8 protein-coding genes are annotated in these 14,640 nt (G+C 60.1%); 3 read left to right on the top strand and 5 right to left on the bottom strand.

What is annotated here, in order from left to right; translation table 11 throughout:
• Positions 1-9 precede the first annotated feature (9 nt).
• Positions 10-333: a hypothetical protein gene (locus AC1D1M_RS09515; protein WP_477775440.1), complete on the top strand. Its 324-nt coding sequence runs from the start codon at positions 10-12 to the stop codon at positions 331-333.
• A gap of 114 nt (positions 334-447) precedes the next feature.
• Positions 448-1,284: a 23S rRNA (adenine(2030)-N(6))-methyltransferase RlmJ gene (locus AC1D1M_RS09510; RefSeq protein ID WP_477775439.1), complete on the top strand. Its 837-nt coding sequence runs from the start codon at positions 448-450 to the stop codon at positions 1,282-1,284.
• A 99-nt stretch (positions 1,285-1,383) separates the two neighbouring features.
• On the opposite strand, the gene msrA is transcribed toward AC1D1M_RS09510, so the two are convergent.
• The 5 genes from msrA to aceE form a co-directional block, all read right to left on the bottom strand.
• Positions 1,384-2,034: a peptide-methionine (S)-S-oxide reductase MsrA gene (gene msrA, locus AC1D1M_RS09505; RefSeq protein WP_477775438.1), complete on the bottom strand. Its 651-nt coding sequence runs from the start codon at positions 2,032-2,034 to the stop codon at positions 1,384-1,386.
• Between the two features lie 63 nt (positions 2,035-2,097).
• Positions 2,098-4,791 (bottom strand): putative bifunctional diguanylate cyclase/phosphodiesterase, encoded by a 2,694-nt coding sequence (locus AC1D1M_RS09500; RefSeq protein ID WP_477775437.1) that lies wholly within the window; start codon positions 4,789-4,791, stop codon positions 2,098-2,100.
• Between the two features lie 234 nt (positions 4,792-5,025).
• Positions 5,026-6,420, bottom strand: coding sequence for an alkaline phosphatase D family protein (locus tag AC1D1M_RS09495; RefSeq protein ID WP_477775436.1), 1,395 nt, complete (start codon positions 6,418-6,420; stop codon positions 5,026-5,028).
• Positions 6,421-6,695: 275 nt separating this feature from the next.
• Positions 6,696-8,651: a dihydrolipoyllysine-residue acetyltransferase gene (gene aceF / locus AC1D1M_RS09490; protein ID WP_477775435.1), complete on the bottom strand. Its 1,956-nt coding sequence runs from the start codon at positions 8,649-8,651 to the stop codon at positions 6,696-6,698.
• An 11-nt stretch (positions 8,652-8,662) separates the two neighbouring features.
• Positions 8,663-11,308, bottom strand: coding sequence for a pyruvate dehydrogenase (acetyl-transferring), homodimeric type (gene aceE, locus AC1D1M_RS09485; protein WP_477775434.1), 2,646 nt, complete (start codon positions 11,306-11,308; stop codon positions 8,663-8,665).
• A gap of 383 nt (positions 11,309-11,691) precedes the next feature.
• Between aceE and glnE the strand changes: the two genes are divergently transcribed.
• A complete protein-coding gene (gene glnE / locus AC1D1M_RS09480) occupies positions 11,692-14,631 on the top strand; it encodes a bifunctional [glutamate--ammonia ligase]-adenylyl-L-tyrosine phosphorylase/[glutamate--ammonia-ligase] adenylyltransferase (RefSeq protein WP_477775433.1) in 2,940 nt (979 codons plus the stop codon).
• Positions 14,632-14,640: the final 9 nt, after the last annotated feature.

Raw genomic sequence — 14,640 nt, 5'->3', positions numbered from 1 at the left:
GAGCTACTAATGAAAACAATTCACCCTGACCCACCCTACGAAAAACCAATCCCCCATCCCGACAACCGCTTCATGGCATTGACCAGCAACTGCACCGATATGCCCACCCTGTTCGTCGACACCCATGCGCCACTCGACATCCTCAGCGATGCCGCCAACTACAGAATCCGCGCAGTCACCCAAGTGCTTGAGAACCTGTCCATGCGCGGTTCGATCGAGTGCGAGTCCTTCATCCTCAGCGATTTCGCCTTGCTCTGCGCCATTGCGTTACGCGATGGCTGTGATGTGCTGGATGTGGTTGGGCGGCGGTTGCGGGCGCGGCCTTCGGTGTAGCACATAGGGCTCTTGTGGCTAGGGGGGTGTAGTGCCTCAACTGGCCACTCAGCCGCGAACCCCTGACTTGCCGGCCGGTAAAAGGTAAACTTCCCGGCCTTCGCAGGAGCAGCCATGAATTATCGTCACGCCTTCCATGCCGGCAATCACGCCGATGTGTTCAAACACCTGACCTTGACCCGCCTCATCGCCCTGATGTCGCGCAAGGAGCAGCCGTTTGCCTATCTCGACACTCACGCCGGCATCGGTCTGTATGACCTTCAGGGTGACCAGGCCAACCGAACCGGTGAGTACCTGGAAGGCATTGCGCGTTTGTGGGATCAACCGGATCTGCCGATCCTGACCGCTGATTACATGCAGGTGCTGCACGAGATGAACCCGGATGGCCAGTTGCGCTATTACCCGGGGTCGCCGGAACTGGCGCGTCGTCTGACCCGCCCGCAGGACCGTGTGTTGCTCAACGAGAAGCATCCGGAAGACGGCGTGCTGCTCAAGGACAACATGGCCGGTGATCGCCGGGTCAAGGTGCACCTGGGCGAGGGCTGGCATGTGCCGCGGGCCTTGCTGCCGGTGCCGGAGAAGCGTGCGGTGATGTTGATCGATCCGCCGTTCGAGAAGCTCGACGAGATGCAGCGTTGTGCCGCGTCGTTGAAGGAAGCGATTGGCCGGATGCGCCAGACCGTTGCGGCAATCTGGTACCCGGTGAAGGATCAGCGCGCGTTGCGTCGCTTTTACCAGGATCTGGCTGGCACCGGTGCGCCGAAGTTGTTGCGCGTGGAGTTGCTGGTGCATCCACTGGATACGCCCAACAGCCTGAACGGCTCCGGGCTGGCGATTGCCAATCCGCCTTGGGGGCTGGAGGAAGAGTTGCGTGAACTGTTGCCGTGGTTGTCTGAGAAGCTGGGGCAGACACAGGGTGGGTGGCGGATGGATTGGTTGATTGCCGAGTAGTAGCTGCATGATCAAAAGATCGCAGCCTGCGGCAGCTCCTACAGGGTTATGCGTACACCCGTAGGAGCTGCCGAAGGCTGCGATCTTTTGTTTTGGCGGTCAGATCGGGCAGGTCACGCCGGTACCACCGATACCGCAATAGCCTTCCGGATTTTTCGCCAGGTACTGCTGGTGATACGTCTCGGCAAAGTAGACGGTCGGGGCCTGGTCGATTTCGGTGCTGATTTCACCGAGACCAGCCTTGGATAGCTCGGCCTGGTAGGTTTCCTTGCTCTTGAGCGCCGCGTCCAGTTGTTCCGGGCTAGTGGCGTAGATCGCCGAACGGTACTGGGTGCCGATGTCATTGCCCTGACGCATGCCCTGCGTCGGGTTGTGCAATTCCCAGAACATCGCCAGCAGTTCTTCGTAGCGGACCTTGGCCTTGTCATACACCACCAGCACCACTTCGGTGTGGCCGGTCAGGCCCGAGCAGACTTCTTCGTAGGTCGGGTTCGGCGTGAAACCGCCGGCGTAGCCGACCACGGTGCTGACCACGCCTTCACGCTGCCAGAAGCGGCGTTCCGCGCCCCAGAAGCAGCCGAGGCCGAAGATCGCGAAGTCGACATCTTCGAAGAACGGGCCAAGCAAGGGGGTGTCTTTAAACACAAAGTGCTTTTCAGGCAGGGTCATCGCGGTTTCGCGGCCGGGCAGAGCTTGTTCTTTAGTCGGGAGCACGTTTTTGTTCACCAGAATTTCCGAGCGCAGAACCATGATCAGTCCTCTCAGTCAGGATAATTAGACAGACAAACAGTTTGCCCGAGAGTTGGAGCGCTGTCAGGCGATTGGGCCACGCGGGTAGCGTTTGAGCTTGTCGATCAGCTCGTTGCCCGGGATTGGACGGTCGAACAGGTAGCCCTGGCCGACGTCGCAGCGGTGACGGCGCAGGAACGACAACTGCTCGGCAGTTTCGATGCCTTCAGCCACGACCTTGAGTTTCAGGTTGTGGGCCATGGCGATCACCGCGGAGGTGATTTCCATGTCGTCCTGGTTGTCCGGGATTTCGTGGATGAAGCTTCGATCGATCTTAATGATGTCGATGGGGAATTTTTTCAAGTAACTGAGCGACGAGTAACCGGTGCCGAAGTCGTCCATGGCCAGGGTCAGGCCCAGGCGCTTGAGCTGGTCGAGCTGCAAGTGGGTGTCTTCGGTGGCTTCCAGCAGCAGGCCTTCGGTCAGTTCCAGCTCCAGCAAATGAGCTGGCAGGGCTTCTTCCTTGAGGATGTTGGCAATGGAGGCCACCAGGTCCGGATCGGAGAACTGCTTGGGCGACAGGTTGATCGCCACTTGCAGGTTGCCCAGGCCGGCGGCGGTCAGCGCTTTGCTCATGCGGCAGGCCTGGCGGGCGATCCATTTGCCGATCGGAATGATCAATCCGGTTTCTTCGGCGACGCTGATGAACTGGTCCGGGCGGATCATGCCTTTTTCCGGATGATCCCAGCGCAACAGTGCCTCCATGCCCAACAGGCGTCCGCTGCGCAGGCACAGCTTGGGCTGGTAGAACACGTCGAGTTCGTTCTGGGTCAGGGCGCGGCGCAGGTTGTTTTCGACGAACAGCTTGTAGCTGGCCTCGGCGTTCAGCGCTTCGGTGAACACTTGCACCTGGTGTTTGCCGTTGGCCTTGGCCTTGTGCAGCGCCAGCCCGGCGTTGCGCATCAGGGTTTGCGGGTCGCGCCCGTGCAGCGGCGCGCAGGCCAGGCCGACGGAGCCGGTAACGCTGATCAACTGGTTGTCGACGAACATCGGTTTGTCGAGGGTCGCCAGCAACTGGTTGGCCACTTGCTGACCGACCGTGAGGTCGCTGTTGTCCAGCAACACGGCGAATTCGTTACTGGCGAATCGCGCCAGGCTGCCGCTCGGGATCAAGCTGTTGCGCAGGCGCCGGGCCAGGCTGATCAGCAGCTTGTCGCCGGTCTGGTGGCCGAGGCTGTCGTTGATCCGCTTGAAGTTGTCGATGTCCACCAGCAACAGGCTGATCGGCGCGTCGCTGTCCCGGGCGAAGCGTTCATCGAGGTTGCGGATGAAGGCCGGGCGGTTGCCGAGATTGGTCAGGTTGTCGGTGTAGGCCAGGCGCTCGATGCGTTGCTGGGCGAGCTTGGTCTGGGTGATGTCTTCGTAGATGCCGATGTAATGGGTCAGCTCGCGGTTGTCGCCGTACACCTTGGAAATCGACAATTGGCCCCAGTAGGGTTCGAGGTTTTTCCGGCGGCTCTTGAATTCGCCCTGCCAACTGTTGCTGTTGGCCAGCGCCGATGGCGCGTCGAACAGCAGTTCGCTGAGGTTCTCCAGGGCCGGCAGTTCCGACAGGCGCTGACCGTGCACTTCCTCGGTGGAATATTGGGTGATCGCGGTGAAGCTCGGGTTGACGTATTCCACCATGCCGTCGCAATTGACCAGCAGAAAGGCGTTGGCACTTTGTTCGACGGCTCGCTGGAACAGGTGCAGGGCGCTGGTGGCGGTTCGCCGGTTGTGGTTGCTGATGACCTGGGCAAACTGGTCCGCCAGCTCTCCGGCGAAGGCTATTTCATCCGACTGCCAGGCGCGGGTCGCACCGGTCTGCTCCAGGCATAAAACGCCGACCACCTGGCCATCGACGCGGATGCTGGCGTCGAGCATTGCGTTGACGTCGCGCGGGCGCAGGCTTTCGGCCATCTCCCGGGTGCGCGGGTCGCGCATGGCGTTATGGGCGTCGATGGCGCGGCCGGTGTGCAAAGCGTCGAGGTAATCGGGGAAAACACTGACGTCGATCGGCTGCGGCAGCAGGTATTCCTGACTCGTGCGGTGATAGGCCGAGATCGGCACCAACCTCGAGCCTTCGAGGTGCCACAGGCTGGCGCAGTCGATTTCGTAAATGTCGCAGGCGCTGCGGGTGATCAGCTCGGCGGCTTCCTGCAAGGAGTTGCCGCTGCTGTAGCGTTGACGGGTGAGCAGCAGGATCAGGTCCTGCTGGGCACGCACCCGGTCCAGATGCAGCAGTTGCTCCTGCTGGGCACGCTGATTGAGTTCCAGGGCGATTTGCAGGCGCGAGTTCTGGGTTTCCAGATCCAGGGCCGGTTGCAGCGGGTCATCCTCGAACAGGCCGTCAATGACCAGCAGGTAGCCGCGCAATAGATGGCGATTGTGTTGTTTGTAGGCTTCGCCCAGTTCCAGCAGATTCAGGGAGCCCGAGGCGGTGTGCAGGGTGTAGCGGATCAGGTAATGCTTGCTTTCAGTCAGCTGTTGCTGGACCGCGTCGTGCAGTTGGTAGCGCGCTTGCGGCTCCATCAGGCTGGCATAGGGCAAGCCCACCAGCGCACATAGCTCCACGGCTGGCAGGCCGAACTGGCGTTCGCAATTGGGATCGAGAAACAGCAGCGCCCAGCTGGGTTCATTAAGCCGTTCGAAACGCAGCATGCCGAGCCGCGAGGGCACAGGCAACTGCGTCACTACCTCGGCCACCATACGGCTGGTGGCATCGGGTTGGCTTTTCATGGAGGGAAACTCGCTTCGAATATGCTGAACGCGCTGGGCTCTCGCCCTCTTGACTGTTGCCTGCGGCAAGGTTGCATCATTGCGACACCGACTGACAAGAGAGATGAAGGCCAAGTGCTATAAGAATATGTCGGCAGGCGACGGGATTTCTTCAGTCGGTGGTAAAAAGTAATGCGATTCGCCGAAAAATCGCAGTTTTGCAAGTATTGCCAATGGCTGCGATCTGTTTCCGGGTCAGCGAAACCGGATGCCAATGGACTGCAACAACTTGCCTTCCCGATCGTGATAATTCACCTGAAGCTGCCCGGCATCGACGACCAGGTGGGCAAAGTTATCCTGGCTGATCACGTTGCTGGTCAGCTCATGGCAATAGTCGCCGGAAGCGGTTCGTGCCAGGGGTTGATCGAAGGCGAACGTGGAGGCCGTGGCATAGGGCAACATTCTGCTGTTGCACAGCGGTGACGAGACAATGGTGTGGACTTCGAAGTCCGGGTCCTCGCTGTGGGTCAACCGGCTGGTCAGCGAGCCGTGGACATCGCCGGAAATGAACACGACGTTTTTGATGCGGTGTGTGCGAATGGTCTCCAGCAACCGTAGCCGTTGTTCAGGGAAGGCCTGCCAGGCGTCATCACCCAGGCGTTTGCGGTCAGGGTAGAACATGACACTTGTGACCACGAATTTGACCCGCGCCGGGCTGTGGATCAGCCAGTCGCACAAGGCCTGTTCCTGGGCTGCGTCGAGAATGCGTCGGTCAGTGGTCGACAGATTGCGTCGGGTTCGACTGTCGGTAACAAACCATTCGATATCACCTTCAGTAAATTGATACCAGTATTTGTCCAGTCGTTTAATTATCAGTCCATCACTGGTTAGTGCATGAGCTGGGCTATGGCTGGCCTGATACAACTCATAGGCCCTGATTGCGTTTGCATATAAGTAGTCATCGGACCTGCTCTTGTTGGCGGGCCAGTTGTCTTCTATTTCATGGTCGTCAAGGATCATGTAAGTGGGCAGGCGGGACATTAATCTGGCGATATTTATCTGCGAAAACGCCACGCGATATTTTTGCAGGATTTCCTTGAGTTCCCGATCAGGAGCAATGATGTTCAAATCATCGACATAAATTTGGTCTCCCGTCATCACCAGCGCACTGACGGGAGGACTGGCTTGCTCCACCAGACGTGAAATTGAAGCGAAGATTCTGTCGCCCAAGTGAGGGGCGAATGCGATGCCTGCGGTCATGCGCAGATATCGGCAGGAGCCGACAATATAGGCCCTTGGCAGGTTGGCTTCGCTGGAGCGGGTACGCAGTTGATAAGTCTGCCGTGGCCATTGCAGCGGCAGTTCCTTCACCGTGTCGACGGTGTGCGCCGGGCTTATCGGGCTGAACCACCCGGCCTGATATTCATAGTCGGAGTCGGCGGACAGATTGTTTAGTGCAAAGACTTCGCACATGTCGTGATCGGGTTCGAGTTTCGCAAAGTTGCCTTTTGACCAGTGATCTTCGCCTTGTCGTCTATAACGAATGCCGGCAAATACCAAAGTGTTTTTATTGTGTTCACCGCGCAAAAAAATACGTGCGTGATTAGTTGTGGTGTGACCAATAATCGGGCCGACAGTTGGTTTGAGCATGTTTGAGTCCATTCGGCTGCTTGCGAATTAGTTAGATGGTTGTTTCGGATGTAATAAGTAGTCTTGCAGCCAAGGCTAGTTATTTGGCCCGAAAAAATATCTGGCAGAAATGGATTCGAGTTGTGGGCGATATCAGCCACAAATGTAGGAAGACGTTTTAAACAATAACTTCAGGCAAAAAAAAGCCCCGCCAAATTGGCGGGGTTGAGGTACGAGCGTGGCGCTCGGAAACGTGGAACGCGATCGGCCCTCCGGTGAAGGAGGGCCGGTCGGTGTTACAGGAGCATGGTGCGGATGTCGCCCAGCAGGTCGCTCAGACGCTTGGTGAAGCGTGCAGCAGCGGCGCCGTTGATCACGCGGTGATCGTAGGACAGCGACAGCGGCAGCATCAGTTTCGGCTGGAAGGCTTTGCCGTCCCAGACTGGCTGGATGGTTGCCTTGGAAACACCGAGGATCGCCACTTCCGGCGCGTTGACGATCGGCGTGAAGCCGGTGCCGCCAATGTGGCCGAGGCTGGAAATGGTGAAGCAGGCGCCTTGCATCTCGTCCGACGAGAGCTTCTTGGTCCGGGCTTTTTCAGCCAGGGAAGCAGCCTCGGCGGCCAGTTGCAGCAGGCTCTTCTGGTCGACGTTCTTGATGACCGGTACCAGCAGGCCATCCGGGGTGTCGACGGCGAAGCCGATGTTCACGTATTTCTTGCGGATGATCGCTTTGCCGCTTGGCGCCAGCGAGCTGTTGAAGTCCGGCAGTTCCTTGAGCAGGTGCGCACAGGTCTTGAGCAGCAACGGCAAGATGGTCAGCTTGACGCCGGCCTTCTCTGCAACGGCTTTCTGGGCAACGCGGAACGCTTCGAGCTCGGTGATATCCGCCGAGTCGAATTGCGTCACGTGCGGCACGTTCAGCCAGCTGCGGTGCAGGTTGGCAGCGCCGACCTGCATCAGGCGGGTCATCGGCACTTCTTCGATTTCACCGAAGCGGCTGAAGTCCACCACCGGAATCGGCGGGATGCCCGCGCCACCGGTTGCGCCGGCAGCAGCGGCCGGTGCTTCCTTGGCCTTCTGCATCATGGCTTTGACGTAAACCTGCACGTCTTCTTTCAGGATGCGACCGTGCGGACCGCTGGCGCCAACGGCGCTCAGCTCGACGCCGAATTCACGGGCCAATTGACGCACGGCAGGGCCGGCGTGAACTTTGGCGCCCGGCTTGGCTGGAGCGGCGGCCGGGGCAGCAGCAGGTGCAGCGGCGGCGGCAGGAGCAGCCGCTGGAGCAGGTGCGCTCGGAGCAGCAGCGGCAGGTGCCGGTGCAGCGGCCGGAGCGGCGCCTTTGACTTTCAGTTTCAGGATCAGGTCGCCGGTACCGACTTCGTCATCGAGCTTGATGGAAACGCTTTCCACCACGCCAGCGGCAGGCGATGGAATTTCCATGCTCGCCTTGTCGGATTCCAGGGTGATCAGCGACTGGTCGGCTGCAACGGTGTCGCCGGCCTTGACCAGGACTTCGATGATCTTGGCCTTGCCCGCCGAACCGATGTCCGGAACGTGGATGTCCTGAACGCTGTCGGCAACCGGTGCAGCCGGGGTGGCAGCGGCAGGCGCTGGAGCAGCGGCGGCAGGTGCAGCGGCCTGAGCAGGAGCGGCAGCAGCCGGTGCCGCAGCACCCGCCACTTCCAGGTCCAGGATCAGGTCGCCGGTGCCGACTTCGTCGTTGAGCTTGACGCTGATGGCCTTGACCACGCCAGCGGCAGGCGACGGGATTTCCATGCTCGCCTTGTCGGACTCCAGGGTGATCAACGATTGATCAGCCGCGACGGTGTCGCCGACCTTGACCTGGATCTCGATGATCTGGGCCTTGCCCGACGAACCGATGTCCGGCACGTGCACTTGCTGAACGCTGGCGGCAGCCGGCGCAGCAGCAGGAGCGGCGGCAGGAGCTGCAGCCGGTTTGGCTTCAGCCTTGGCCGCCGGTGCGGCGGCTGCCGCAGGGGCCGCAGCAGCGGCACCTTCGACTTCCAGCTCCAGCAGTTCGTCGCCTTCTTTCAGGCGATCGCCCAGCTTCACTTTCAGGCTCTTGATAATACCGGCCTTCGGCGCGGGCACTTCCATGCTCGCCTTGTCCGATTCCAGCGTCAGGATGCTCTGGTCGGCTTCGATACGGTCGCCGACCTTCACAAACAGTTCAATTACTTCACCTTCACCGCTGCCGATGTCAGGTACGCGAATGAGTTCGCTCACAGAATCTCTCCTCAGCAGTCCAGTGGGTTGCGTTTTTCCGGGTTGATACCGAACTTGGCGATGGCCTCGGCCACAACCTTAGGTTCGATGTCACCACGGTCAGCCAGTGCTTCCAGGGCTGCCAACACCACGAAATGACGGTCGACTTCGAAGAAATGACGCAGTTTCTTGCGGCTGTCGCTGCGGCCGAAACCGTCGGTGCCCAGGACTTTGAATTCCTTGGACGGTACCCACTGACGGATCTGCTCGGCGAACAGTTTCATGTAGTCGGTCGACGCGATGACCGGACCTTTACGGCCGTTCAGGCACTCTTCGACGTAGCTCAGCTTAGGCTTCTGGCCAGGGTGCAGACGGTTGGTGCGCTCAACGGCCAGGCCGTCGCGACGCAGTTCGTTGAAGCTGGTAACGCTCCACACGTCGGCGCCGACGTTAAACTCTTCGCGCAGGATCTTGGCTGCTTCACGGACTTCACGCAGGATGGTGCCGGAGCCCATCAGCTGAACGTGGTGCGCCGCTTCGCGGGTGTCTTCTTCGAGCAAGTACATGCCTTTCTTGATGCCTTCTTCGGCACCGGCCGGCATGGCTGGCTGCTGGTACGACTCGTTCATCACGGTGATGTAGTAGAAGACGTCCTGTTGCTCTTCGGTCATCTTCTTCATGCCGTCCTGAATGATCACCGCCAGCTCGTAGCCGTAGGTTGGATCGTAGGTGCGGCAGTTCGGGATGGTCGCGGCCAGCAGGTGGCTGTGACCGTCTTCGTGTTGCAGGCCTTCACCGTTCAGGGTGGTACGGCCGGCGGTGCCGCCGATCAGGAAGCCACGGGTGCGGCTGTCGCCTGCGGCCCAGGCCAGGTCACCGATACGCTGGAAGCCGAACATCGAGTAGAAGATGTAGAACGGCAGCATCGGCTGGTTGTGGCTGGAGTACGAAGTGCCGGCAGCGATGAAGGAGCTCATGGCGCCCGCTTCGTTGATGCCTTCCTCGAGGATCTGGCCCTTCTGGTCTTCCTTGTAGAACATCACCTGGTCTTTATCGACTGGCTCGTAGAGCTGGCCGACGGAGGAGTAGATGCCCAGCTGACGGAACATGCCTTCCATACCGAAGGTACGGGCTTCGTCCGGGATGATCGGCACGATGCGCGGACCGATTTCCTTGTCCTTGACCAGTTGCGCGAGGATCCGCACGAAAGCCATGGTGGTGGAAATTTCACGGTCGCCCGAGCCGTCCAGGATCGCCTTGAGGGTTTCCAGTGGCGGAGTCGGGATGTTGAAGCTCTTGGCGCGACGCTGAGGCACGAAGCCGCCCAGTGCGGTACGACGCTCGCTCAGGTAACGGGCTTCGGCGCTGCCTTCTTCCGGTTTGAAGAACGGCAGGTTTTCCAGTTCATCGTCCTTGACCGGGATGTCGAAACGATCACGGAACAACTTCAGGCTGTCGACGTCGACTTTCTTGGTGTTGTGCGCAGTGTTCTTCGCTTCGCCGGCGCCGGTGCCATAACCCTTGATGGTCTTGGCCAGGATGACGGTCGGTTGTTCTTTGTGGTTTACCGCTTCGTGGTACGCCGCGTAGACCTTGTACGGGTCGTGGCCGCCACGGTTGAGTTTCCAGATCTCGTCGTCGGACAGGTCTTCAACCATTGCCTTGAGTTCAGGCGTGTTGAAGAAGTGTTCACGCACGAACGCGCCGTCTTTGGCTTTGTAGTTCTGGTACTCGCCGTCGATGACTTCGTCCATGCGACGTTGCAGGATGCCGTGGGTGTCCTTGGCCAGCAGCGGGTCCCAGAAACGGCCCCAGATGACTTTGGTCACGTTCCACTGAGCACCGCGGAACACGCCTTCGAGTTCCTGGATGATCTTGCCGTTGCCGCGAACCGGGCCGTCGAGGCGCTGCAGGTTGCAGTTGATGACGAAGATCAGGTTGTCCAGCTTCTCGCGGCCGGCCAGGGAGATCGCGCCCAGGGATTCCGGCTCGTCGCACTCGCCGTCGCCCAGGAAGCACCAGACTTTCTGTTTGCCTGGCTGGATGAAACCGCGGTGTTCCAGGTACTTCATGAAGCGTGCCTGGTAGATCGCCTGGATCGGGCCCAGACCCATGGATACGGTCGGGAACTGCCAGAAGTCAGGCATCAGCCAAGGGTGCGGGTAGGACGACAGGCCCTGACCGTCGACTTCCTGGCGGAAGTTGTTCATCTGGTCTTCGGTGATGCGGCCTTCCATGAATGCACGGGCGTAAACGCCTGGCGAGGTGTGGCCCTGGAAGTAGATCAGGTCGCCGCCGTGTTCATCGGTCGGGGCCTGGAAGAAGTAGTTGAAGCCGATGTCATACAGGGTCGCACTGGAAGCGAAGCTGGAGATGTGACCGCCGAGGTCGGAATCTTTCAGGTTCGTACGCATTACCATGGCCATCGCGTTCCAGCGTACCAGCGAGCGAATGCGGCGTTCCATGAACAGGTCGCCAGGCATGCGTGCTTCGTGGGTAACGGGGATGGTGTTGCGGTAAGGCGTGGTGATGGCGTAAGGCAACTGCGAACCGCTGCGGGTCGCGAGCTCACCCATACGGGTCATCAGATAGTGAGCACGGTCTTCGCCTTCTTTGTCGAGAACCGATTCCAGGGCGTCCAGCCATTCCTGGGTTTCGACGGGATCGAGGTCTTGCATGGCTTGCTCCAGGGCGGAAAGGCTTCCAGAATCGGTTGCCTGAGTTTGCGACTGGCCTTGTGGGCAGACGATATAAATTCTTGGATTGCCGATAGGTTGTTCCGGCGGCGTGTAGTTTTACTACAAATCTTCCGGCATTTCAGCCCGGCTAATGTATATACGAGTAGTAAAACTACAGATGAGTGGCTTGTGGCCCCCGGCTGTGTTGTGAGAATAATCGTTAAGGTTGGTCTTTTTCCAACTACAAAAGGTAAAAGCTTGATGCTGGCTGCCAAAATTAAAGAAATTTCAGCTATTTCTAACTTTTGTTCGACAGTCCCTCAGGTAGTGGGTTTTCGAAAACCACTACATGCAGTCCGTTGTACGCCGATCAAGGATAGACCATGAGCCTCCCTTCGCTTGCTGAACTGCCCGCCATTCTCCTGCCGTTTGTCACCCGTGCCGAGCAGTCGTTCCGGGCTGCCGTCGCCGCCCTGGTTGATGACCACGGGCTGTCTGCCTGGACGCCAGAACGCTGGGCGCAATTTGCCCGCGTCACCGCCGCCAGCGATTTCGTGATTGAACAGTGTGTTCGTGACCCTTTGATGTTGCTGGAATTGGTGCAGTCCGGCGAACTGGACCGCGGCTTCGCTCCCGGTGAGTTGTGCGGGCAGATCGCGGCCGCCGTGAGTGCGGCCGAGACCGACGATCTGCTTGGCCGCGCCTTGCGCCGCCAGCGTGCACGCCACCAGGTGCGGATCATCTGGCGCGACCTGACCCGCCAGGCCGATTTGATCCAGACCTGCCGCGACCTCTCGGACATGGCCGATGCCAGCATCGATCAGGCCTATCAATGGTTGTACGTGCGCCATTGCCAGCAGTTCGGCGTGCCGACCGGCCGGCGCAGTGGCGAGCCACAGCAGATGGTCATTCTCGGCATGGGCAAGCTCGGTGCCGTGGAGCTGAACCTGTCCTCGGACATCGACCTGATTTTCGCCTACCCCGAGGGCGGCGAAACCGTCGGCGTGAAACGCCCGCTGGATAACCAGGAGTTCTTCATTCGTCTGGGCCAGCGGCTGATCAAGGCCCTGGACCCGATGACCGTCGACGGCTTTGTGTTCCGCGTCGACATGCGCTTGCGCCCCTACGGTTCGGCGGGCGCACTGGTGCTGAGTTTCAATGCGCTGGAGCAGTATTACCAGGACCAGGGTCGCGACTGGGAACGCTACGCGATGATCAAGTCGCGGGTGGTGGCCGGCGATCAAGTGGCCGGCGCGCAACTGCAAGACATGCTGCGGCCATTCGTCTACCGGCGTTACCTCGACTTCTCGGCCATCGAAGCGCTGCGCACCATGAAGCAGCTGATCCAACAGGAAGTGCGGCGCAAGGGCATGGCCGACAACATCAAGCTCGGTTCCGGCGGTATTCGTGAAGTCGAGTTCATTGCCCAGGCGTTCCAGCTGATTCACGGCGGCCGCGATCTGAGCTTGCAGCAGCGCCCTCTATTAAAGGTGCTGAGCACGCTGGAAGGTCAGGGTTACCTGCCGCCGGCCGTGATCGGCGAGCTGCGTGAAGGTTATGAATTCCTGCGTTACACCGAACACGCGATTCAGGCGATTGCCGACCGCCAGACGCAAATGTTGCCCAGTGGCGAGCAGGATCAGGCGCGCATTGCCTTTATGCTGGGTTTCGCCAACTGGACGGCGTTCCACGAACAACTGATGTATTGGCGCGGCCGCGTGGCCTGGCACTTCGGGCAGGTGATCGCCGATCCCGACGAAGAGCAGGGCGCCGAAAGCGAAGTGGTGGTCGGTGGTGAGTGGTTGCCGCTGTGGGAAGAGGCTCAGGACGATGAGGCCGCTTGCCGCCAACTGGAAGAGGGTGGCTTCAAGGATGCCCCGAAAGCCTTGAAGACCCTGGCCAGCTTGCGCAGCAGCCCGCAATTGAGGGCGATGCAGCGTCTGGGGCGCGAACGTCTCGATGCCTTTATTCCGCGTTTGCTCGCACAGGCCGTGGAACATGACAATCCGGACCTGGTACTGGAACGGGTGCTGCCGCTGGTCGAAGCCGTGGCCCGTCGTTCCGCGTACCTGGTGCTGTTGACCGAGAACCCCAGTGCATTGCGGCGGTTGCTGACACTGTGCGCGGCGAGCCCGTGGATCGCCGAGCAAATCACCCGTTTCCCGCTGCTGCTCGACGAATTGCTCAATGAAGGCCGGCTGTTCAAACCGCCACTGGCGCCAGAGCTGGCGGCCGAATTGCGCGAGCGCCTGACGCGGATTCCCGAGGACGACCTCGAACAGCAAATGGAAGCCCTGCGCCACTTCAAGCTGGCGCACCGCTTGCGGGTGGCGGCTTCGGAAATCGCCGGCAGCCTGCCACTGATGAAAGTCAGCGATTACCTGACCTGGCTCGCCGAAGCGATCCTCGAGCAAGTGCTGGCACTGGCCTGGCGGCAAACGGTGGCGAAATACGGCACACCTTTGCGCACGGACGGTTCGTTGTGCGATCCCGGCTTCATCATTGTCGGTTATGGGAAAGTCGGCGGCCTGGAACTCGGGCATGGTTCGGACCTGGACCTGGTGTTCATCCACGACGGCGATCCGCAGGCTGAAACCGATGGACCCAAACCCATCGATGGCGCGCAGTTTTTCACCCGTCTGGGGCAACGGATCATTCACTTGCTGACGGCGCAGACCAACTCCGGGCAGTTGTATGAAGTGGACATGCGTCTGCGGCCATCCGGGGCGTCGGGCTTGCTGGTGAGTTCCCTGGGGGCATTTGCCCGTTATCAGGAGAACGAAGCCTGGACCTGGGAGCACCAGGCACTGGTGCGGGCGCGAGTGTTGGTGGGCAGTCAGGATGTCGGCCAGGCCTTCGAGAAAGTCCGCGCCGCGATATTGGGCAAGACTCGTGATCTGCCGACCCTGCGCCAGGAGGTCAGCGAGATGCGCGCGAAGATGCGCGATAACCTCGGCAGCAAGAGCACGGCGGCCGGCACCGGGGCAAATGCCTTCGAAGCCACGGCGCCGTTCGATATCAAGCAGGACGCCGGAGGTATCGTCGATATTGAATTTATGGTGCAATACGCGGCCCTGGCGTGGTCCGAAACACACCCGCCATTGCTGCGCTGGACGGACAACATCCGCATTCTGGAAGAGCTGGAACATGAAGGGCTGATGCCCGTCGAAGATGCCGGCCTGTTGCGTGAAGCGTATAAAGCGTACCGTTCCGCCGCCCACCGGCAGGCCTTGCAGAAGGATCCCGGGGTGATATCGGGCGACCAGTTCGCAGACGAACGGCGACAGGTCATGCGGATCTGGCGTGAGTTGGGGCTAAGCTGATTCTCGAGG

The sequence above is a fragment of the Pseudomonas sp. P1_F7 genome (genome assembly GCF_056405655.1).
Note: the sequence above shows the minus strand (reverse complement) of the source record. Positions and strands in the feature narration are given on the sequence as shown.

What these genes read in the sequence shown, in the direction of transcription:
- AC1D1M_RS09515 (WP_477775440.1), top strand. Translation starts at nt 10, where the DNA reads ATGAAAACAATTCACCCTGACCCACCCTACGAAAAACCAATCCCCCAT.
- AC1D1M_RS09510 (WP_477775439.1), top strand. Translation starts at nt 448, where the DNA reads ATGAATTATCGTCACGCCTTCCATGCCGGCAATCACGCCGATGTGTTC.
- msrA (WP_477775438.1), bottom strand. Translation starts at nt 2,034, where the DNA reads ATGGTTCTGCGCTCGGAAATTCTGGTGAACAAAAACGTGCTCCCGACT.
- AC1D1M_RS09500 (WP_477775437.1), bottom strand. Translation starts at nt 4,791, where the DNA reads ATGAAAAGCCAACCCGATGCCACCAGCCGTATGGTGGCCGAGGTAGTG.
- AC1D1M_RS09495 (WP_477775436.1), bottom strand. Translation starts at nt 6,420, where the DNA reads ATGCTCAAACCAACTGTCGGCCCGATTATTGGTCACACCACAACTAAT.
- aceE (WP_477775434.1), bottom strand. Translation starts at nt 11,308, where the DNA reads ATGCAAGACCTCGATCCCGTCGAAACCCAGGAATGGCTGGACGCCCTG.
- glnE (WP_477775433.1), top strand. Translation starts at nt 11,692, where the DNA reads ATGAGCCTCCCTTCGCTTGCTGAACTGCCCGCCATTCTCCTGCCGTTT.